The sequence below is a fragment of the Microbacterium sp. Leaf320 genome (genome assembly GCF_001423485.1).
Taxonomy (GTDB): domain Bacteria; phylum Actinomycetota; class Actinomycetes; order Actinomycetales; family Microbacteriaceae; genus Microbacterium.
This window is the reverse complement of sequence record NZ_LMOD01000001.1, coordinates 424,515-445,287: the sequence shown is the minus strand read 5'-3', so window position 1 is coordinate 445,287 and position 20,773 is coordinate 424,515. Positions and strand designations below refer to the sequence as shown.

At 66.1% G+C, this 20,773-nt stretch carries 16 protein-coding genes and 1 pseudogene; 6 read left to right on the top strand and 11 right to left on the bottom strand.

The window, feature by feature from the left end; all coding sequences use genetic code 11:
• Window positions 1–87 precede the first annotated feature (87 nt).
• Window positions 88–1,542, top strand: a complete 1,455-nt coding sequence (locus tag ASF63_RS02075) for a glycosyltransferase (protein WP_056508951.1) — start codon at window positions 88–90, stop codon at window positions 1,540–1,542.
• 2 nt (window positions 1,543–1,544) lie between these two features.
• Here the strand turns inward: ASF63_RS02075 and ASF63_RS02070 are convergent, their stop codons facing one another.
• Both ASF63_RS02070 and ASF63_RS02065 read right to left on the bottom strand, forming a co-directional pair.
• Window positions 1,545–2,741, bottom strand: a complete 1,197-nt coding sequence (locus ASF63_RS02070; RefSeq protein WP_056508949.1) for an ABC transporter ATP-binding protein — start codon at window positions 2,739–2,741, stop codon at window positions 1,545–1,547.
• Window positions 2,741–3,586 carry an ABC transporter permease gene (locus tag ASF63_RS02065; protein WP_082477831.1) on the bottom strand — a complete coding sequence of 282 codons (846 nt, stop codon included), beginning with the start codon at window positions 3,584–3,586 and terminating at the stop codon, window positions 2,741–2,743. The genes ASF63_RS02070 and ASF63_RS02065 overlap by 1 nt, the downstream gene beginning before the upstream one ends.
• 213 nt (window positions 3,587–3,799) lie before the next feature.
• Here ASF63_RS02065 and ASF63_RS02060 point away from each other — a divergent pair, with 213 nt between their 5' ends.
• A complete protein-coding gene (locus ASF63_RS02060) occupies window positions 3,800–4,645 on the top strand; it encodes an NAD-dependent epimerase/dehydratase family protein (RefSeq protein ID WP_056508946.1) in 846 nt (281 codons plus the stop codon).
• 57 nt (window positions 4,646–4,702) lie between these two features.
• On the opposite strand, the gene rfbA is transcribed toward ASF63_RS02060, so the two are convergent.
• Window positions 4,703–5,578: a glucose-1-phosphate thymidylyltransferase RfbA gene (gene rfbA / locus ASF63_RS02055; RefSeq protein ID WP_056508942.1), complete on the bottom strand. Its 876-nt coding sequence runs from the start codon at window positions 5,576–5,578 to the stop codon at window positions 4,703–4,705.
• A gap of 70 nt (window positions 5,579–5,648) precedes the next feature.
• On the opposite strand from rfbA, the gene rfbB reads away from it, so the two are divergent.
• Window positions 5,649–6,647 (top strand): dTDP-glucose 4,6-dehydratase, encoded by a 999-nt coding sequence (gene rfbB / locus ASF63_RS02050; protein WP_056508940.1) that lies wholly within the window; start codon window positions 5,649–5,651, stop codon window positions 6,645–6,647.
• Window positions 6,644–7,204, top strand: a pseudogene (locus tag ASF63_RS02045) (dTDP-4-dehydrorhamnose 3,5-epimerase family protein); the annotation flags it as partial. The gene rfbB and the pseudogene ASF63_RS02045, both read left to right, overlap by 4 nt.
• 92 nt (window positions 7,205–7,296) lie before the next feature.
• Here the strand turns inward: ASF63_RS02045 and ASF63_RS19270 are convergent.
• Window positions 7,297–10,710 carry a hypothetical protein gene (locus ASF63_RS19270; RefSeq protein WP_056508932.1) on the bottom strand — a complete coding sequence of 1,138 codons (3,414 nt, stop codon included), beginning with the start codon at window positions 10,708–10,710 and terminating at the stop codon, window positions 7,297–7,299.
• A gap of 140 nt (window positions 10,711–10,850) precedes the next feature.
• Window positions 10,851–11,924: a glycosyltransferase gene (locus ASF63_RS02035; RefSeq protein WP_056508929.1), complete on the bottom strand. Its 1,074-nt coding sequence runs from the start codon at window positions 11,922–11,924 to the stop codon at window positions 10,851–10,853.
• A gap of 107 nt (window positions 11,925–12,031) precedes the next feature.
• Here ASF63_RS02035 and ASF63_RS02030 point away from each other — a divergent pair, with 107 nt between their 5' ends.
• Together ASF63_RS02030 and ASF63_RS02025 are read left to right on the top strand one after the other, a co-directional pair.
• The gene (locus ASF63_RS02030; protein ID WP_056508927.1) at window positions 12,032–13,792 is read left to right on the top strand and encodes a DUF4012 domain-containing protein; all 1,761 of its coding nucleotides are present in this window, start codon (window positions 12,032–12,034) and stop codon (window positions 13,790–13,792) included.
• Window positions 13,793–13,935: 143 nt separating this feature from the next.
• Window positions 13,936–14,517, top strand: coding sequence for a hypothetical protein (locus ASF63_RS02025; RefSeq protein WP_056508924.1), 582 nt, complete (start codon window positions 13,936–13,938; stop codon window positions 14,515–14,517).
• 281 nt (window positions 14,518–14,798) lie between these two features.
• Here ASF63_RS02025 and ASF63_RS02020 read toward each other — a convergent pair whose 3' ends face one another.
• The 6 genes from ASF63_RS02020 to ASF63_RS01995 form a co-directional block, all read right to left on the bottom strand.
• Window positions 14,799–16,253, bottom strand: a complete 1,455-nt coding sequence (locus ASF63_RS02020) for an LCP family protein (protein WP_056508921.1) — start codon at window positions 16,251–16,253, stop codon at window positions 14,799–14,801.
• Window positions 16,250–16,717, bottom strand: coding sequence for a 5-(carboxyamino)imidazole ribonucleotide mutase (purE, locus tag ASF63_RS02015; protein ID WP_056510135.1), 468 nt, complete (start codon window positions 16,715–16,717; stop codon window positions 16,250–16,252). Before purE ends, ASF63_RS02020 begins: the two co-directional genes overlap by 4 nt.
• A gap of 108 nt (window positions 16,718–16,825) precedes the next feature.
• A complete protein-coding gene (locus tag ASF63_RS02010) occupies window positions 16,826–17,950 on the bottom strand; it encodes a 5-(carboxyamino)imidazole ribonucleotide synthase (RefSeq protein WP_056508919.1) in 1,125 nt (374 codons plus the stop codon).
• 91 nt (window positions 17,951–18,041) lie between these two features.
• Window positions 18,042–18,596: a PH domain-containing protein gene (locus tag ASF63_RS02005; RefSeq protein ID WP_056508915.1), complete on the bottom strand. Its 555-nt coding sequence runs from the start codon at window positions 18,594–18,596 to the stop codon at window positions 18,042–18,044.
• A 58-nt stretch (window positions 18,597–18,654) separates the two neighbouring features.
• Complete coding sequence (locus ASF63_RS02000) at window positions 18,655–19,419, bottom strand: biotin--[acetyl-CoA-carboxylase] ligase (RefSeq protein WP_082477780.1); 765 nt, start codon at window positions 19,417–19,419, stop codon at window positions 18,655–18,657.
• Window positions 19,420–19,421: 2 nt separating this feature from the next.
• Window positions 19,422–20,705 (bottom strand): CDP-glycerol glycerophosphotransferase family protein, encoded by a 1,284-nt coding sequence (locus ASF63_RS01995; RefSeq protein WP_056508909.1) that lies wholly within the window; start codon window positions 20,703–20,705, stop codon window positions 19,422–19,424.
• Between the last annotated feature and the right edge of the window lie 68 nt (window positions 20,706–20,773).

Sequence of the window (20,773 nt, the reverse complement as noted above, 5' to 3'; positions counted from 1 at the left end):
TTAGGATTGGCCGATTGAGCGACGCGGCGACGATCTGCTCGCCTGTGACCCGACTCCATCACGACGACCCGAGCTGAGAACGCACCGATGACAGATACCCCTCGCACCGGCACGCCCACTGACGCGCCCCGAGTGCTGATCGTCACGCCCGATACCCTCGGAAAGAAGATGGGTGGGCCCGCGATCAGGGCGTGGGAGATCGCGAGGCGGCTCGCCCCCGTGGCCGAGGTCAGACTGGTATCGATCAAGCAGGCGTCACTGTCGCACGATGCCTTCCGGGTGTTCACCGCCGATGCTGATGAGCTCCGTGGTCACGTCGACTGGTGCGACGTCATCATCGGGCAGGGCGAGGTTTTCTCGCTCCACCCTTGGCTGGTCGAGTCCGAGGCGATCATCGTCGTGGATGCGTATGATCCTCTGCACCTCGAGGTCCTGGAATCGGGGAAAGACGAGGGCGAGGAATCACGCAAGTTCCTCGTGAACTACTGCGTCGACATGCTCACCACGCAACTCCGACGCGCTGACTATGTGATCTGCGCTTCCGAGAAGCAGCGCGACTTCTGGCTGGGACACCTCGGAGCCCTAGGGCGCATCTCCCCCGAGAACTACGATGCCGATCACAGTCTGCGCTCGTTCATCGACGTCGTACCTTTCGGCGTGTCCGACGAGGCGGCGGTGCAGACCAGGCATGGCATCCGTGATGAGATCGAGGGCATCGGCGCCGACGATAAGGTCATCATCTGGGGAGGCGGCGTCTACAACTGGTTCGATCCGCTCACGCTCGTCAAGGCGGTGCAGGTGCTCTCGAAGCGTCACGCGGACGTGAAGCTGTACTTCCTGGGGATGAAGTACCCGAACCCCGATGTCCATGAGTCCCAGATGGCCGCAGCCACGGTGCGCCTCTCCGACGAGCTCGGGCTCACCGATTCGCATGTCTTCTTCAACATGGACTGGGTCGACTACGACGACCGCATCAACTACCTACTGGACGCCGACGTGGCGGTCAGCACTCACAGCAACCACATCGAGACGGCGTTCAGCTTCCGGACCAGGATTCTCGACTATCTCTGGGCCGGGCTGCCCGTCGTCGCGACCGACGGAGACGGATTCGCTCCCATCATTCGCGACAACGATCTGGGAGCGGTGGTTCCGCCCGAGGACGTCGACGCGCTCGCAGATGCGCTCGAACAGATCCTGTTCGAACGCGACAGCGAGGCGATACGCCACAACGTCCGCGCCTTCGCGCGCGAGGTGACCTGGGACCATGCCCTCGTCCCCCTACTCCAGTTCCTCCGCGATCCGCAGCATGCCGCCGATTACCCGGCATCCCGCACCGAGTCGATGGATGCCCATCGACTGCGTCACATCGAATCTCTTGAAGCGAAGATCCTGCAGCTCGGAGCGCAGCTGGGCAGCGCCCAGCTCGAGATGGTGAACGCAGTCAGTGAAGTCGATCGCATCCACCACAGCACCTCGTGGCGTGCCACTGCACCGATCCGCGCGCTGGGGCGCGTACTGCGGCGCGTACTGCGGCGCAACTGACCTCAGGCTGCAGCGGTGATCCGGGCCGCGACGGAACCGAGAGTCGTGGTCGTGTCCTCAACTGAGAACATCTTCCCCTGCATGAGGACGTCGGAGTTGATGTCGATCACTTCGGAGACGTTGGCGTTGATGTAGTACTGCCCTGCGCCCAGGAAGACCTGTTCGATTCGGAAGTCGAAATGCGTGTCGCCCGCGGGGATCGCCGGCAGTGTGACGCCGAGGCGCTCGGTGTTCGAGGCGATCGTCATCTGCCCGAGAGTCGTGTCGATGCTGAATCCCGTCGCCCAGCGCGCCATCGGCTGATTCGCTCTGACGTTGATGCGGAGCACGAGGGGATCGCCGACTCGGACCGAGTCGGTCTCGATCCCGTCGGCGTCGAAGAGAGTGATGCCGGTCACCTCGATGGGAAGCCCTGATTCCTCATCGTGCACGTCGCCGAGTCGGCGGCCTTCCAGAACCTGTCGCAACACTGCGACGCCGTCGTTGACGTCACCGTCGAACACGACCTCGCCGTCTTTGAGGACGACGGCCCGGTCACACAGCTCCTGGACCTGCGACGCGGAGTGCGACACCAAAACGATGGTGCGCCCCTCGGCACGGAACTGCGCGATACGCTCCATGCACTTGCGTTGGAACGCTTCGTCACCCACCGCCAGGACCTCATCGACGAGCAGCACATCGGGATCGGTGTGCACGGCGACGGCGAACGCGAGTCGGACGAACATCCCCGAGGAGTAGAACTTCACCTGGGAGTCGATGAACTCCCCGATACCACTGAATTCGTGGATCGCATCGAACTGCTTGTCCACCTCTTCTTTGCTCAGTCCGAGGATGGCCGCATTCAGATAGACGTTCTCACGTCCGCTGAGGTCGGGGTGGAAGCCGGCACCAAGCTCCAGAAGCGCGGCCATCCGACCGCGCGCGAAGATCGCCCCGCTCGTGGGCGCGAGGATGCCGCCGATGAGCTTGAGCAGCGTGCTCTTGCCCGAGCCGTTCGCTCCCAGCAGCCCGACGGTCGTCCCCGCCTGGATGTCGAGAGTCACGTCGTCGACCGCGGTGAATCGCTCGCGGTGCTCGCGTCCGAGCTTTCCGAGGTGGAAGACACGGTCTTTCAGCGTGTTGTCCTTGCGGATCTGGAAGGACTTGGAGACGTTCTCCACTCGGACAACGACGGGACCGGGTTCTGCGGATACGACCATCACAGCTCCTGAGCGAAGTTGCCCTGCAGCCGCTTGAAGACGCGGTGGGCGAAGAAGACGAGTACAAGACCGATGAGGAACGCGATGAGGATGCGCAGCCCGAGTTCGGGTGGATAGTCGGCCTCGGTGCCGCTTCCCCAGAACGCACGATGGAATCCGAAGACTCCGAGCGTGATCGGGCTGTTCAGATACACCTCGAGCACCCACGACGGCAGATCGAAGCTCTTGAACGCATCGGCCGCCATGTGCCACGAATACACGATGGGCGATGCCCACATCGCGAGCATGACGAGCAGCTCGAGGAGGTACTGGACGTCACGCAGGTACACGTTGACGGCTGCGAGGAAGATCCCGAGCGCGAGGCCGTAGACCAGGATCAGAGCGACCGAGGGGAAGAACCAGAGCATCTGCAGCAGATCGTCCGGGAGCGCGCCGAACACGAACGCGGCGGCGAGCAGCACACCGCACTGGATGAGGAACATCACCCCGGCGCCGCCGACGCTGGCCAGCGGGAAGATCTCCCTCGGGAGATAGATCTTCTTCACCAGCCCGGAGTTGGCGATGATCGAGCTGGCCGAGCCGACGACCATCTCACTGAAGAAGCTGTAGAGCGTGAGCCCGGAGAACAGGTACACCGCGAAGTCGGGGATCCCTTCGGCAGCGCGGAGGAACTTCCCGAGGACGACGAAGTACATCAGGAAGACGATGATCGGGCGGATGACCGTCCACAGGAAGCCGAGCACGCTGTCGCGATACCGCGCTTGGAGATCGCGGCGGACGAGGAGGCCGAGCAGCTCCCGACGTTGGAAGAGCTCGCGGAGCTTCCCTCCGCGCGCGTCTGTCACGAGACCGGATGAGTCTGCACGGGAGAAGGGAGTGGCAGCAAGCAGCCTGTATCGAGCTTCCGTATCCACCTTGCTCCACAATCGTCAAACCAACTCGCCCACTCTACCGTAGGCATCCTGCTCGCCCGCTGACCGGGGCGCTCTCCGCGCGATCCGGTAGCCTCGACCAGAGCGTCCGCAGCCCGGCGGACGAGGACAGGAAACGGTGAGAACATGACGGAATCCCCCTCGCGCGTGGTCGTCACAGGTGCCGGTGGGTACCTGGGGCCGCACGTCGTGGCTGCACTGGCGGACCGCGGTCACGAGGTCGTCGCCGTCGTGCGTCCCGGATCGCAGTCGGAGACCGATCCTCGCGCGATTCGACTCGAGGCCGACATCCTCGCCCCAGACTTCGACGTGGACGCGTGGGGCGACGCCCGAAGCCTCGTTCACCTGGCTTGGAAGGACGGCTTCGTCCACAACTCACCCGCGCACATGAGCCAGCTCTCGGCGCACTACCGGCTTCTGACCGAGGCCGCAGCGGCCGGAGTCACACGGATCGTCGCCCTCGGCACGATGCACGAGGTCGGGTACTGGGAAGGCGCGATCACCGCCGAGACCCCCACGAACCCGAAGTCCCTCTACGGAATCGCGAAAGATGCACTCCGGCGAGCACTCCCCCTCGCACTCCCCGACACGGTGTCCCTCGCGTGGGCGCGCGCGTACTACATCTACGGCGACGATCGCCGCAGCAACTCGATCTTCCGCAAGCTCCTCGAAGCGGTCGACGCGGGCAAGACGGTCTTCCCGTTCACGAGCGGCAAGAATCTGTTCGACTTCATCCGCGTCGAGGAGCTCGGACGCCAGCTCGCTGCGCTGACGGATGCCGAGGACGTCACGGGGACGCTCAACTGCAGCACCGGAGTGCCGCTGCCGCTCGCGGACCAGGTCGAGAGCTTCATCGCTGAGAACGCGCTTCCGATCGCGCTCGAGTACGGCGCATTCCCCGACCGCCCCTACGACTCCCCCGGGGTGTGGGGAGACTCCGCCGTCATCCGAGAGGTGATGGCGAGAGGCTGAGGCCGCGAGCACGGTCCCAGCATCCGCTGATCGGCACACGCCACCCGCGCCGTCCGATCAGCGGATCGCGCCGTGCTCGAGGACCTCGAGCAGGTACTTGCCGTAGCCGCTCTTCACCAGCGGTTCGGCCCGCTCGCGCAGCTCGTCGTCGGTGAGGAACCCCATTCGCCACGCCACCTCTTCGGGGCAACCGATGGAGAGCCCCTGACGCTTCTGCACAGTGCGGATGAACTCGGTAGCCTCGCTGAGCGAATCGAAGGTCCCGGTGTCGAGCCAGGCGGTTCCGCGCGGGAGGATCTGAACCTTCAGATCGCCGCGATCCAGGTAGACGCGGTTCAGGTCCGTGATCTCGAGCTCGCCACGGGCGGAGGGCTTCAGGTCCTTCGCGATCTCGACGACATCGTTGTCGTAGAAGTAGAGCCCGGGGATCGCGTAGTTGCTCTTCGGCACCGCCGGCTTCTCCTCGATGGACAGTGCGCGCCCGTGAGCATCGAACTCGACGACGCCGTACGCGGTGGGGTCGGCCACCCAGTAGCCGAAGACCGCCGCTCCGCTGAGGTTCGTGTACTCGCGCAGGTGCGAGCCCATTCCCTGCCCGTAGAAGATGTTGTCTCCGAGCACCAGCGCGGCGGTGTCGTTGCCGATGTGATCCGCGCCGAGCGTGAACGCCTGTGCGAGCCCGTCGGGAGAGTGCTGCTGCACGTAGGTGATCGACACACCGAACCGCGAGCCGTCGCCGAGGAGACGCTGGAACTGGTCGGCGTCGTGCGGTGTGGTGATGATGAGGATGTCGCGGATCCCCGCCAGCATCAGCGTGGTCAGCGGGTAGTAGATCATCGGCTTGTCGTACACCGGGACCAGCTGCTTGGAGACGCCGAGAGTGATCGGGTGCAGCCGGGAGCCTGTGCCTCCGGCGAGAATAATGCCACGCATGCTGTCTAGTGTCCGCCATGTCGCCATCTCCTGCCAAATCTGTCACTGCGGCGACCAGTAGTATTGGCGGATGCGAAAGCTCTTGGTTACCGGAGGCGCCGGGTTCATCGGCTCCAACTTCGTCCACTACGTTCTTGAAAACACCGACGACACCGTGACGGTGCTCGACAAGCTGACCTACGCCGGCGATCGTGCCTCGTTGAGCGGCCTGCCCGAGGATCGTTTCACCCTCGTCGAGGGGGACATCTGCGACGCGGACCTGGTCGGCGACCTGTTCGCCGACCACGATGCGGTCGTGCACTACGCGGCAGAATCCCACAATGACAACTCGCTGACCGGCCCGGCGCCGTTCGTCGAGACCAACCTCATCGGGACGTTCACGCTTCTCGAGGCCGCACGCCGCACAGGCATCCGGTTCCACCACATCTCCACAGACGAGGTGTACGGCGACCTCGAGCTCGACGATCCCGCCCGCTTCACCGAGGACACGCCGTACAACCCGTCGAGTCCGTATTCTTCCACGAAGGCCGGCTCCGACCTCCTCGTCCGGGCATGGGTGCGCTCGTTCGGCGTGAACGCCACGATCAGCAACTGCTCGAACAACTACGGTCCCCGCCAGCACGTCGAGAAGTTCATCCCCCGGCAGATCACGAACCTCATCGACGGTGTGCGTCCGCGCCTGTACGGCGACGGCCTGAACGTGCGCGACTGGATCCACGCCGACGATCACTCCTCCGCAGTGCTGCGGATCCTGGACGCCGGACGCATCGGCGACACCTACCTGATCGGCGCCGACGGCGAGAAGAACAATCGTCAGGTGATCGAGCTGATCCTCGCTGCCATGGGACGACCGTCCGACGACTATGACCTCGTCGCGGACCGCCCCGGTCACGACCGTCGCTACGCGATCGACTGGTCGAAGCTCCGCGATGAGCTGGACTGGACACCGCGCTTCTCGGACTTCTCGACCGGAATCGTGGACACGGTCGAGTGGTACCGCGACAACGAGGACTGGTGGCGACCTCAGAAGGCGGCCACTGAAGCGAAGTACGCGGAGGCCGGTCAGTGAGCGAAGAACTTCGTTTTGGTCTCCCGCTCGCGCGACACGCGACTTCGATCGACGGCCTCCAGCGCTGGGACATCCCCGTCCACGGCGACAACCGCGGGTGGTTCAAAGAGAACTGGCAGCGCCAGAAGATGGTCGACCTCGGCCTGCCCGATCTCGGCCCCGTGCAGAACAACGTCTCGTTCAACAAGAGCCGGGGGACGACACGCGGCATCCACGCGGAGCCGTGGGACAAGTTCATCTCCGTCGCCACCGGCAGCGTGTTCGGGGCGTGGGTCGATCTTCGTGAAGGTGCGGGATTCGGCACGGTCTACTCCACGGTGATCACGCCCGCGGTCGCCATCTTCGTCCCGAAGGGCGTGGGCAACGCCTTCCAGACGCTCGAGGACTCCACGGCATACTCGTATCTCGTCAACGAGCACTGGTCTCCCGAAGCGGAGTACACGTTCCTCAATCTCGCGGATGAGACCGTCGGGATCGATTGGCCTGTGCCGCTCGATCAGGCAGAGCTGTCCGCCAAGGACGAGCAGCACCCGCGTCTGAACGATGTCGCGCCGATGCGATTCAACTGACGTCGCAGACCTCATCCGACCTCCGATGAACGAGAAGAGCCTTGCCGATAGGCAAGGCTCTTCTCGTCTATCCGGTCACATCAACGGAGCGCGCCGTCCGCCACCACGACCACGGTCGCGGGGACGCCGTATGCGGCGGTAGCCCAGGCCTGCTGTTCCGCCGTCATCGGCGTCAGCCCACCCGATGCGAGGTACACCTGCGTGCTGCTCGCCTCACGAACGAACCGGGCGCCCGTGGCGACTGGCGCCATCGGCAGGACCCTGATGGCATCGAGGGAGACCGCGGGGAACGTGAGCGCGCCGTAGTTCGACGGATCCACCTTCGCCCAGCCCTGAACCGAGAGGACGTAAGAGACTCCGGCGTTGACCGCACGCACCGGAAGTGCTCCCGTCGGCTTGAACAGGGCGAACGTCTCCTCAGTCATGGGCTTGGCGCGGGTCTTGATGCCCTCGACCTGTGCCGCTGCGGGGATGTCGAGCACCTCGGCGCCGACGATGAGCTTCATCGACCCCGACGGGCTCCGGTAGGCCCCTTCGCTGATGACCGGGTCACCGAGCGGAAGGGTCTTCAGCAGTTCCGTCGACACGGCCGTCGAGGCAGAACCGATGCCGAAGGCAGCCAAGATGGACGGATCCGGCACTTCTCGCCGCTTCCCCGACTGGATCAGCCAGACGTCGCCGCCCGGGCCCCGCAGCAACGAGGTGAGCACGCCGCCGTCCTTGAGCCCGAGAGCGTCGAGACGCACCGTCTGCAGCGCAGCGCAGTCTTTGCCGAAAGCCGCGACCACCGAGCAGTCGCTGAGCCGGTACGCCGACACTCCGTCGGTGACGACGAGCTGGGAGTCCGTCGTCTTGACCAGGAGCCCCGGCGTGAGCGACACGCCACGCAGCGCTCCGTCCGCGACTGCCCACAACCGGGAGGAGAGGCCGAAATAGGAGGCGAGCCAACTACGTGCGGCATCGCCGTCGACAGGCTGGAGGATACCGCCCGAGACGAGGAAGGTCTGGGTAGACGATCGATCCTTGACGAAATGGGGTCGGTTCTCGGAGAGCACCAGAGGCAGCCCGCCCCATGCCCCTGGATCTGCGGCGGCGAATGCCTTCGTCCCGCCGTAGAGCGCAGCATCGACCTGCAGCCATCCGTCATCAGTCAGGACCAGCGCCCGTCCATCGCTGAGGATGCGCGTCCCGAGATCGCCGCGTGAGGGCAACAACGCGAAGCTCTCGGTCGTGAGTCGGCGCGCGGACTTCGTCACCATCGTCACCTGCGCACCAGTCGGGATGGCGAAGTAGCCAGCCTGGTTAGCCAGCAGGAACGCCCCTGAGCCGTTCGAGTACACACCGGCCCCGAGGACGGGGTCTCCCGCTGCAAGTGTCTTGACGAGCGACGTCGAGACGCTGCTCGTGGCACCGCTGATACCGAACTGCGCGAGCACGGTCGTGTCGACGACCTCTCGACGCTTGCCCGACTGGATGAGCCAGATCGTTCCGTCGCTCTGACGCACGAGGCGCTCGAGCACACCACGGTCGCTGTAGGCAGAGACCTCCGAACCTGCCACCGTCGCGAGCTGAGCGCACTGAGCGCCCCAGTCCGCCACCTGCGTGCAGTCTCGGAATCGATACCGGTTCGTGCCGTCGAGGAGGTAGGCTGTGCCGTCAGCTGTGCGGACCAAGCGCTGTGACGGCGCGACTCGACTGCCGAGCGACTTGTCGGCGACGACGTAGACGCCCGCGTAGACACCGTAGACGGCGCTGATCCATCGCTGCTCCTCCGCATTTGCCGGCTGGAGCGTGCCGCCCGACACCAGGAACACCTGGACGCTGGACTGCTCGCGCACGAAGTGCGCTCCGAGAACCGGTCCTCCAGATGGGAGCCCGGTGATCGAGGTGGCGGAGATCGGGGTGAACGTCACCGCGGAGCCGTAGGCGTCAACCTGCATCCATCCGCCCACGCCCTGCAAGTAGTTACGTCCACCAGCGCTGAACGAGAGTGGCAGGGTGCCGCTGCTGTTGATCCGCGCCCACGTGTCCTTCGTGAGTCGCCTTGCCGCATTGATCATCGCCGCGACCTGCCCCTCAGCAGAGACGTCGTAGACGGCGCCGTTCTGCAGCATCGCTCGCATGCCTCCGGACCCGTCGGAGTAGACACCTGCGCCGAGCACGGGATCACCGAGCTTGTACTCGGCGGCCATCGCATCCGACACATTAGTCGCGCCGGTCGTCATCCCGTACGTCATGAGAAGCGATCGGTCGACCACTTCCCGACGCGAGGAAGACTGAATCAACCACGATGTTCCGAGCGCTGCGATCGACGGCTCCAGAGTTCCTCCGTCACCGTAGACAGATACCTGGCCTTGACCGACGAGGGGGAGAGAACCGCAATTCCAGCCGTAGTCCGTCGCCCGTGCGCAGGACGGCACCCAGATGCGTCGCCCGCTGTCGAGAAGATAGACGTGCCCGGCGTCGGTTCTGACCGCCCGAGGCATCGCACCGGCGTCTGGATAGTTCGCGAGCTGTGCCGACGATACTGTCTGAACCGGAGCCACCCAGGTGAACTGGACAGCTCGCTCGCTCGTCGGGAAGCTGTACTTCTTGCCCTGCGTCACGAGGAATGACGCCCCCGTTGCCGAGTCCTTGAGGATCTGCGCTGCGGCGGCCTGCGTCGACCCGAACCAGTCGGTGAAGTAATTGTAGAAGTTCCGGTTGCCGTAGGCAGAGCAGGCATCGCCCTCGCCGTACCCGGAACGCATCGCCGCCGCGTTGGGCTGATACGGCGTGTAGTAGTAGAGAGCCGAGGTGGCCATGTTCGCCACGTAGACGGGCGCGCTGCCACAGTTCCGATTCGGGTTGTAGAGGATGTTCCAGGTCTTGCCTGGCGCGTAGTACGTGAAGTAGCGCCCCTCCATGTAGATCTGCATCTGACGAGCAGCGCCGTAGATCTGGTGGAAGAAGCCGACGTAGTTCGGGTCGCAGGCCACGCCGCCGTCGGGGCACCCCTGCCCGAGTGCGGCGTTGTAGCGGTTCATGCTCGGCCAGGTGTGAGTGACGAGCCCCTGCTCCTTCTGGAGCATGACGATCAGCACCTGAGGATTGATGCCGCAGGACTGCGCGACGCGGGCGATGATTCGCGCCGCCGACTCGTTGGCAGCGCCTGTGTAGCCCTGGCAGTACCTGTCGGCCGGCCTGTTCACCGAGGTGATGGTGAAGTCCTTGAGGCAGATGATCGGACCGTACCTGTCCGATCCGCCCTGGCACCGTGAGACTTTGCTGTTGAAGAAGGCCTGGATCTGGGCCTCGGTCATGGTGTTCCGGTTGGTGAACACCGCATCGCTGATGATGTTGCCGGGGTTGAATCCATCCAACGTCGTCTTGATGTCCCGGCCCTGAGCCGCGCCGATCGTTGCGGTTGGCGCAGCCGAGACGGAGGCGACAGGGACAAATACACCGACCACGAGCGCAATGACTGCGACGAACGTGGCGAGGACCCGGGGCATCCTCAGGGTGTTTCGAGAGCGTGGGGCACGTCGAGACATGTGACCAGTGTGACGGAAGTTGAGAGATGATGCCACTGTTACAGCATTTTGGCTATGGGCGTGTCGGCGTGTCCGAGAAGACACAGCTGGCGTTCAGCCCATTACAAGTCCGCGTGCAGGCCCCATACGCGCTCGGCGGCGCCGAGCCACGAGAACGATCGCGACCGATCCGCACCCAACACACTGAGGCGCCTGGCCCCGTCACCGACGGCATCCTCGACCGCAGCGGGGACGTCCGAGGGATCGACGATCACCCCGCCGTCCGCGATCACGTCGCGGTGCACTCCGCTGTCGACGGCGATCACCGGAACACCGAGGGTCATGGCCTCGACGACACGCCACGGCCACGCCGTGAGCGCGCTCGTCGCCACCAGCGCCGAGGCACCCGCGAAGACCGCGGCCCGGTCATCCGCAGACAGCGACCCGCGCACGTGCGCACGTGATTCGGGCAGCCCGGCGGCCGCTGCGATCTCTGCGAACCGCGGCTCGGCTCCCTCCGGTGCATCGAGGACGACCGCCTCCTTGCCGGATGCGACCGCGGCGCGGAATCCGGCTTCCAGCGACTCCGCGCTACCGGTCAGCACCACGTAGCCGGAGGGCAGCGACAGTGAGGCGCGACGCGCGACCGCATCGAGCGGGACGACGAAGCCCGTAGGAGCAGCGCCCGAGATGACACGGATCCGCCGCTTGAGCTTGACGATCTCGGCGAGCCGCTCCCCCACGGCGTGCGATGGCACGACGACCGCATCCGCGTGCTTGACCGCGCGCTTCAACATCGCGCGCTGCCAGGCGACAGCGGCCTTGGGCAGCGCACTGGGCGACTCCCACGCGTGCAGATCCCACAGGGTGACCGTCGTCTGGTCATGATCGTGCACTCGATCGTGTCGAACGAGAGGCGCCATCAAGGTCGCGGAGTGGATGAGACCGCCCCCGACGCCCGGAGCGATCCCGAGCTGCCAGGATGCCGCGAGCTCCCGCCGCGCGAGCGAGAGCCTGCGCACGTCAGCGAGGCCGGGGATGCGCACCTCGGAGCCTGCCGGGATGATCGCCTCCACAGCGCAGCCGGACGGGGCTGTCGACACGAGCGCCGCCGCGAGATCCGAGGCCGCCGACGCGTGATCCGGATCGACCACATGCGTCAGTTGATCCAGAACAACACGCAGCCGAGCACCCATGCGACAACAGTAGTCGTCACAGGCTGAAGAACTCGGGAGCGTGACCGCGCATGACCCGGGTCGCCCCCGCTCACCCCCGATATGCCGCTTCGTGCTTGAATGCAGGGGTGAGTGACGGACGCCTGCCTGTACGTCGTCGGTGGTTGCGGTGGACCATCGGGGTGATCGTGACGTTCCTCGTGCTCGCGATCGGGTGGGTGACGATCCGCGGCATCGGCGCCGTCAACGATCTGCAGCAGGTCGCGACGTCGTCGTCCAAACTCAAGGAGGCGATCGGCCAGGGCGATCTCGACAAGGCCGCCTCGCTGTCGGCCCGCATCGCCCATCACGCGAAGTCCGCCCACGAGCTGACTTCGGATCCGATCTGGCAGGGCTTCGGGTTCGTTCCGTGGTTGGGGCCGAACTTCACGGCTGTGAGCGATGTCGCCGAGATCGCCGACGATGTCGCCGCCGATGCGCTCGTGCCCGTGCTCGAGGCCGCAGGGGAACTCGACCTCGCGAGCCTGGGGCTGTCGGGCGGCGTCATCGACCTCACGCCGTTCGCGCAGATCGAGCCCTCGCTCGCCGATGCCAGCGCCACGCTGAGCTCCGCAGAGGACCGCGCCCTCGGCATCGATGCGGACGCGACGCTCCCCCCGCTCGCGGATGCCGTTCGCGAGATGCGATCTACCGTCACGCAGGCCGCGACCGTCGTGGGTTCGCTGCACGGTGCCGCAGCTCTGCTGCCCACCATGCTCGGCGCGGAGGGCCCTCGGAACTACGTGCTGGCGATGCAGAACAACGCGGAACTGCGTTCATCCGGCGGAATCATCGGAGCGATCGCACTGCTCCATGCGGAGAACGGCCGCATCACGCTGGTCCAGCAGGCCTCCGTCCCTGACTTTCCCGCGCTGGACACCCCGATCCCGCTGAGCGAATCGACCGTCGCACTCTTCGAGGACCGCCCAGGCCGTTACATGCAGAATCTCACCAGCATCCCGGACTTCACCGAGGCGGGCCCCGCGATCGCCACCCGCTGGCAGGATCGCTTCGGGCAGCCCGTCGACGGTGTCATCGCGGTGGACGCGGTCATGACGGAGAACCTGCTCAAGGCCACCGGGCCGCTGACCTTCGGTCCTTTCACCGTCACGAAGGAGACGGTGGTGAGCCTGCTCCTCTCCGAGATCTACGCCGCGGTCCCGGATCCGAGGGCGCAGGACGAGATCTTCTCGCAGGCGGCGGCCGCGCTGCTGTCTGCCGCTCTGTCGACGGCCGAGCCGAAGGACCTGGTCTCCGCACTGGCGACGTCGGCGGATCAGGGCCGCATCCGCATCTGGAGCGCGCACGAAGAAGAAGAGGAGCTTCTGTCAGGATCTTCCCTCGGCGGCGCGATTCCGACCGACGACACCGAAACCCATGTAGGTGTGCTGTTCAACGACACCACCGGCGGCAAGATGGACTATTACACAGACGCCGCCATCTCGACCTCGATCGGCACGTGCGACGGCCAGCCGACCACTCAGGTGACGGTGACGTGGACGAACGACGCCCCGGCAGACGCCCCCACGTCGCTGCCGCCGTACGTCACGGCCGACGGCTTCTACGGAGTGCCGGCCGGCTCGACCCGCACGCTGATCACCGTGTACGGCCCCGAGGGCGCCACCCCTTCGCACATCGATCGTGACGGGGCGGAGGAGAGCGTCCAGACGGCGCTCCTCGGCTCGCGCTCGGCCGTGCAGCACGAGGTGCTGCTGGCGCCGGGTGAGACGTCGACGATCACGGTCGAGTTCCAGGGAACGGGCGCGGGTGAAAGGCTCACGGTCGTCGATCACACGCCGATGATCCGGACCCCGGAAACGTCTCGGGAACAACTGCGTTGCGCATCGTGACTTTCCCGATCTGATGATGTAGGGTCATTCTCACTGGGGAATATCTGAGTTCTGCAATTCTGTCGTGGGGACAGGAAGAACTCACGCAGTCGGATGCAGGGGTGTATCCGAGGGCGATTCCGCATGAAATTCTGGGGAGAATCATGCTGAAGAAACTGGCTGCAATCAGCCTTACCGCTGGCGTACTCGTGCTCATGGCACCTGCTGTCGCCTCTGCCGCGCCGGTCATTCCGGCCGAATCCGACTCGTACTCGGGCACACCGCGCGTGGGAGTCGATGATCCGATCATCGACATCTGCGACGTATCGACCGTCGCGTTCGGCGCAGGCTACTTCCTGCCGTCCGAGAACGTCGGAGTGTCCGTCTCGGGTCTCAACGCCGGCGACTCCGCGGTGTCCGGAAACACGGCGGCTGCCGACGGCAGCCTCCTCGTCACCTTCCGCCCGCCGTCCGACGGCAACGGTTCGTACTCGCTCGCCTTCACCGGCTCGCGCTCGTACACCGCGACCATCACGGTCTCGAAGGGACACGACGACGCCTCAAGCTGCGATCACGACCCCGGGGTCGCGAGCGCAGGCACCGAGCTTCCGCTCACCGGCGGAGGACTCGAGCTCGCCCTGACCGGCGGCAGTGTGTCGCCGTGGGTCCTCGGTGGAGGCGCCGCAGCCCTCGTGGCTGGTGGAGCCCTCGTCGCGACAGGAGTCGTGCGCCGCAAGCGCGCCTAGGTCAGATCCTCGCATCACGCGGGGATCGACTGGACGACGGTGATCCCTCCCCCTCCGATCACCGTCGTCTGGTGAATCCGGTCTCGTACCGGAGGCCCACGACCGTCACTCTCACTCTCAGGTGGCGGTCGTGGGCTTATTCGCGCCCTCTCGGCGAAGCGGTCACGCCGTTTCGGCACCCAGCACGATAACTCGTGCCCACCAGGTCAACCGGTCTCGAAGACCGCGCCCACACAGCAGCAACACGCGCTCTCATCCCGAATCTGTCGGGCCGGCACATGTCAGGGCGTCGGGGTCGGAGTCTCCGTCGGCGGGTGCAGTGTCTGCTGCATCAGGTCGTGGATGTACGCGTAATCAGGTGTGTGCTCATCCACGCCGTTCTCGGGGGTGAGCTCGATCGTCGTGATCGTCTGCTCCTTGGCCTTCGTCATCAGATCGAAGAACTCCGGCAGCTTGTCCTGAGGCAGATCGGTGCTGATGAGTGCGGTTCCCGCAGCAGCCACCTCGTTGAAGCGGGTGAGCACCGTCTGCGGCGTGAACTGCGCGAGGATCGCCTCCTGCAGCTCGCGCTGGCGCTTCATGCGGTCCCAGTCGCTCGTCGTATACCGCGATCGCGCGTACCACTGCGCGGTGTCACCGTTCATGTGCTGCTGGCCGACCTCGATCCACCCGATGGCCCAGGCATCGACATCGTACGGATCCGTGCCCTCGGGCGGGCCGCCCATAGGCAGTCGCTCCGTGACGTTGATGTCCACTCCGCCGAGCGCATCGACGAGGGCCGCGAAGCCGTGCATGTCGACGAAGACGTAATACGGGATCTCGATGCCGAGGACGCCCTCTGCGGCATCCTTCGTCGCCTCGATACCCGGATCGGAGCCTTGATCCAGCGCATCGGGATAGAGCCCTTGGCCCTTGTCCTCACGGCAGATCTCCGCGGCGTTACGCACGTGGTTCATCCAGCCGTTCCATCCGCAGGAGCTCGAGCCGTGTCCCTCGAAGCCGTTCGGGTACAGCGCCTGCATCGGGCTGCCCTCGCTGAACGGCGCGTTCGGGAGCTCGCGCGGGATGCCGGTGATGGTGACGGCGCCGGTCGTCGCGTTCACCGAGACGACCGAGATGCTGTCGAAGCGCATGGAGTCGCGGCCGTCTCCGCTGTCGGCACCGAGCAAGAGGATGTTGTAGTACCCCTCGCTCGGCGGCAGGCTGGGCCCGCTCTGACCGAAGATGGTGCTGATCGTGCCGCGCGCGGTGCCGACGTACGACGCCGCGTATCCCATGCCCGTGCCGACGAGACCGAGCAGCAGCAGGGCGACGAGTGGAATGGCGAACTTCGACGGGCCGGTGACCCTGACGATCCGCACGAGCCGGAGCACGTCGAAGGTAAGAACGATCCACAGCACGATATAGGCGATGATCAGCACCTGAACCAGCGTGAGGATCACGGCCGAGAACCAGCCGCCGCCGACGGTGAGCCACAGCAGCACCGGGCGCGCGAACAGAGCGAGGCCCGCGCCGACGATCACCAGGAACCACGCGAGAAGCGTCGCACCCAGGCCGAAGCGCCCGAGTCTGCGGTTGCCCGCGAGCACCTGAGCCGAACCAGGAACGAGCACGTTCATCAGCACCAGCCACCAGCCGCGCTTCGTCATCGTCCCGGCATCGGACGGATCCGGATTCCGCAGAGGGCGCGTCTCGATCAGCGGTCGCGCCGACCCGCGCGGCGGGGCAAGGGTCACAGCGACCCCTTCAACCGTTCGTTCTTCTCCTCGACCTGAGCTTCGAGGTCGAGTGCATAGGCTTCGACGCGGTCGGCGAGGTCGTCGTCGGACGTTCCCAGGATCCGCGCGGCGAGGATGCCGGCGTTGCGCGCTCCCCCGATCGACACGGTGGCCACCGGGATCCCGGCGGGCATCTGGACGATCGACAGGAGCGAGTCCATACCGTCGAGATAGGCCAGCGGCACCGGGACGCCGATGACCGGCAGCGCCGTCATCGACGCGAGCATGCCCGGAAGATGCGCGGCGCCACCGGCACCGGCGATGATCACGCGGATGCCGCGCGCGCGGGCTTCCCTCGCATACTTCATGAGCTTGTCGGGCGTGCGGTGCGCCGAGACGACCTCCACCTCGTGCGGGATCCCGAAGTCTGTCAGCGACTGAGAGGCATCGCTCATCACGCGCCAGTCGGAGTCGGAACCCATGACGACACCGACGAGGGGCGCTGCGGAGGAGTGCAATGGCTCAGTCACCCACTCAGGCTACGGTCTACTGCTGGGAGAAACCCCGAACGGCACACCTCTGGAACAGCCTCAGTCGAAGTGAGCCGCTGCCGCCCTGGCGACGTACACGGCGTCATCGAGATCATCACCGGTCACGTTCACATGGCCGACCTTGCGGCCAGGGCGCGGAGCCTTGCCGTAGGTATGGATCTTAGCCGTCGGGTGCTCCCTCATCGCACCGGCGAAGCGGTCGCCGAGCGCCCCCTCCTTCGGACCTCCGAGGATGTTCACCATGACCGACCACGCAGCACGCGGGGTCGTGTCTCCGAGGGGCAGATCCGCCACGGCGCGCAGATGCTGCTCGAACTGTCCGGTCACGGCGCCGTCCTGACTCCAGTGGCCGCTGTTGTGAGGACGCATCGCCAGCTCGTTCACGAGGATCCGCTCGTCGTCGGTCTCGAACAGCTCGACAGCGAGCATGCCCGTGACTCCGAGCCCCTCGGCGATCGAGCGGCCGATCTCGCCGGCCACCTGAACCAGACGCTCGGCGGCCTGCGGAGCGGGAGCGATGACCTCGGCGCACACACCGTCACGCTGCACGGTCTCGACGACCGGGTAGGCGACGATCTGACCACTGGGACGCCGCGCCACCTGCTGCGCGAGCTCCCGCACGAAGCCGACGAGTTCCTCGACCAGCAGCGCCTCGCCGTCGGCGAGACCGTCGAACCAGTCCTGAGCCTCTGCGGCGGCACGGACGACGCGGACGCCCTTGCCGTCATACCCGCCACGCGGGGTCTTGACGACGCCCTGTCCGTCGTGCTCGTCGAGGAAGGCCTGCAGCTCTGAGACGTCGCGCACCGGCGCCCAGTCGGGCTGCGGCACGCCGAGGTCGGCGAGGCGAGCACGCATGACGAGCTTGTCCTGAGCGAACTGCAGTGCATCGGGCCCCGGGTGCACGGCGACGCCGTCGTCGACCAGGGCTCTCAAGATCTCCTGTGGGACGTGCTCGTGATCGAAGGTGACGACGTCGACGTCCTTCACGAACGCGCGCACCACCTCGAGGTCGTGGTAGTCGCCGACCGCGGTCGCGGCGAGCTGCGCCGACATGCCCTCGTCTTCAGCGAGCACCCGCAGATCGAGTCCGAGCTCGACCGCCGGGGCGATCATCATCCTGGCCAGCTGGCCTCCACCGATCACGCCAACGCGCAGCGCCATGTGCCGCCTCCATTCGTCCTGACCATTCTCGCGCATCGGCGCGAGCACGGATCACCCGTCTCACGCCGATCGCCGAGGCGGTTGTCCGCGCTCAGGATCCGGGGTACCCGTCCGGGCCCGACTGCGCGTCGCGGTGCGCGAGGATCTGACTCACTTCGATCTGATCGGCCAGGGTCTCGTGAACGAGCGTGACGTTGGGCACGTTCGCGAGCCGCAGAGGCGCGTCGACCCCGTTCGAGAGCGTGATCGTCCCGACACCCCACATGCGCTGCAGCACGCCGCGTCGCACACCGATCGTGTAGCCGCGGGCATGCGACATCTCCCGCCGGTTGCGCGCGCCGATGCCGTGGTTGACGATGACCCGGCGCGTGGTGACCGTCACCGATCGCGAATACCAGACGACATAGGGCACGACCACGACGAGCAGCACGAGCGCGCCCGCCGCAGCGAGCAGCATCCAGTTCTCGAACGGCGACGGCAGGTTGTCGTAGAGGTATGCGGTGGCGCCGAACGCCGCGATCAGAACCAGCGCCGACCAGAACAGCCGCCGCGCATGGGCCCTGAACCGCGCGATGAGCAGTTCTTCTGTGGGCACGCCTGGCGGTGGCATCGTCGGCCTTCCGCCGAGAGTCACGGGCTGGGTCACTTCTCCATTGTGCCCGCAACTGCGGACATCGGCGTCTGCGCGCCCGGGCGTGTCAGAGTCACGCGGGTCGGACGTGCACCACGTCGCCCGCCGAAACGGCGGTCTCGATGCCGTCGTGGCGCACGAGAAGCCGCCCGTCCGGATCCAGCGCCGTGGCCGTCCCGACGAGGACTCGGCCGCCTGGGAGCGATACCCGCACCTCGAGGCCGATGGTCGCGCAGCGATCGGATGCCGCCGCGTGCAGTCCGCTCGACACTGCGTCTTCCTCCGCGGCGAGCGCGGCTACCAGAGCATCGAGTTCACGCAGATACGTCGAGAGCAGGCGATCGGCATCGACCTCGACACCCGCGAGCGCGAAGGACGTCGCGGTGGGCACGGGAAGGTCGGATGCTGTCATCGCCGTGTTCACGCCGGTGCCGACGATCACCGCATCGTTCGTGGCCTCGGCGAGGATGCCGCAGATCTTGCGACCGTCGACGAGCACATCGTTCGGCCATTTGACCGCCACCTCGTGCTCGGGAAGCTGCTCGGCGATGGAATCGGCCATCGCGACGCCGGCGGCGAGGGGGATCCATCCTCGGGCGTCGACAGCGGACGGGAGCCGCCGCAGCAGCACCGATACAGCAAGAGAGGCCCCGGCCGGCGCCCTCCATGTTCGATCGAGTCGTCCGCGGCCCGCCGTCTGATTGTCGGTTAGCAGCACGGAGAGGTGCGGCCACGTCTGCGCGTCGACAGACCGCTCGCGAAGGACGGCGTTCGTCGAGCCGGCTTCGGACAGCACGTCGAGACGTGAGGCGACCGAACGCGTGAGGGGAAGCTCCACCGTCAGACCTCTTCCTCGTCGGCCTCTTCGTCGTCGTCGTCCTCGTCAGTGCGCACAGAGCCGATCTCGTGCGCCTGCCAGTGATCCCACTTCTGCATGAGCTGCTCGATCGCGGCGTGGAACTTCGCGGTGGCGACACCGGGCGTCGTATCGCCGAAATAATGCTGCACCCACATGCGGAGCCGGGCGATGGCCGCCTCGTCGGCGCGGACGCGCTCGACCTCCGCCACGATGTCAGATGCGGCGTCGGCGCTCAGCCACTCGCAGTCCGAGAGATATCCGTTGGTGTCGATCGATGCGCGCTCGTCGGCGGGACGCGTGATCATCAACGGCTTCCCGACGGCCAGACGGTCGTACACCATGGCCGAGATGTCGACGATCGCGACATCGGCCGCAGCGAGCTGCCATCCGAGTTCCGCACCGTCGTCGTACACGTGCTGCGCCGTCGGATCGGCCGCGTTCGCCGCGGCGATATCCGCGATGATCCGTCGATGCGCCGCGCCGTACGCATCGTCGACCACGCCGCTGCGCGGATGCGGGCGATAGATCACGCGGTGACTGCCCGAGGCGAGCAACGCCGTCACCAACGACTCGCCATGCGTCGCGATCGAGCCGTAGTGGGCGCTCGGGCGGTCGCCCTCCCAGGTCGGCGCATACAGCACCACGGTCCGCGCGTCCGGCGTGTAGGGCAATGTGCCGGAGTAGTGATCCGCCTGGGGCCGACCGATCTCGATCGTGCGGTGGTCGATGTCCCAGTCCCAGAGCGTGCGGGACAGACGATCGCGCGCGGCCTGACCTGCGACGAAGGCGTAGTCGTACGCCTTGTACTGATTCGTGGTCATGTACATCTTGTCGGACTCGCCGTGGTTGATGAACACGTGCCAGCGCCGCCCGTAGCGGAACATCTGGAAGTTGCGGGTGTTCTGGTTCACGTAGAGCACGATCCGGATGTCCTGCGCGGTGATGAACCGTTCGAGGTCGCGCACGGTCGGGACGAACGCGACAGGCGGACCGTCCTCGTCGAGTAGCTTGTCTGCTCCGGTGGCGGAGCGCGACAGCACGACCACGGGCCAGCGCTTCGCCAGCTCGCTGAGCGGGCGGTACCACTGCCTCATCTGATACATGTTGACCGCGCCGTCCGCGAAGTAGACGGCGATCTTGTAATGCTCGGCCGGGTGGGGCTCCTGATCGGCGAGACGGCGCCTGACCCGCTGCACCGCCTTGCGCGAGGCGAGCGCCCGCTTCAGCAGACGGTAGGCCTTCTTCGCATCGGACACTGCACCCATCCCTCCAGGATACCGAGTGCCGGCGCCGCACCTGACGGATGTCGTCGCAGCGCAGGGGAACGCGAATC

Excerpts from the sequence above, each read along its gene's own strand:
- ASF63_RS01995 (WP_056508909.1), bottom strand. The coding sequence starts at position 20,705 with ATGGGTGCAGTGTCCGATGCGAAGAAGGCCTACCGTCTGCTGAAGCGG.
- ASF63_RS19270 (WP_056508932.1), bottom strand. The coding sequence starts at position 10,710 with ATGCCCCGGGTCCTCGCCACGTTCGTCGCAGTCATTGCGCTCGTGGTC.
- ASF63_RS02035 (WP_056508929.1), bottom strand. The coding sequence starts at position 11,924 with ATGGGTGCTCGGCTGCGTGTTGTTCTGGATCAACTGACGCATGTGGTC.
- rfbB (WP_056508940.1), top strand. The coding sequence starts at position 5,649 with ATGCGAAAGCTCTTGGTTACCGGAGGCGCCGGGTTCATCGGCTCCAAC.
- ASF63_RS02010 (WP_056508919.1), bottom strand. The coding sequence starts at position 17,950 with ATGGCGCTGCGCGTTGGCGTGATCGGTGGAGGCCAGCTGGCCAGGATG.
- ASF63_RS02060 (WP_056508946.1), top strand. The coding sequence starts at position 3,800 with ATGACGGAATCCCCCTCGCGCGTGGTCGTCACAGGTGCCGGTGGGTAC.
- ASF63_RS02025 (WP_056508924.1), top strand. The coding sequence starts at position 13,936 with ATGCTGAAGAAACTGGCTGCAATCAGCCTTACCGCTGGCGTACTCGTG.
- ASF63_RS02070 (WP_056508949.1), bottom strand. The coding sequence starts at position 2,741 with ATGGTCGTATCCGCAGAACCCGGTCCCGTCGTTGTCCGAGTGGAGAAC.
- rfbA (WP_056508942.1), bottom strand. The coding sequence starts at position 5,578 with ATGCGTGGCATTATTCTCGCCGGAGGCACAGGCTCCCGGCTGCACCCG.
- purE (WP_056510135.1), bottom strand. The coding sequence starts at position 16,717 with ATGGGTTCCGACTCCGACTGGCGCGTGATGAGCGATGCCTCTCAGTCG.
- ASF63_RS02075 (WP_056508951.1), top strand. The coding sequence starts at position 88 with ATGACAGATACCCCTCGCACCGGCACGCCCACTGACGCGCCCCGAGTG.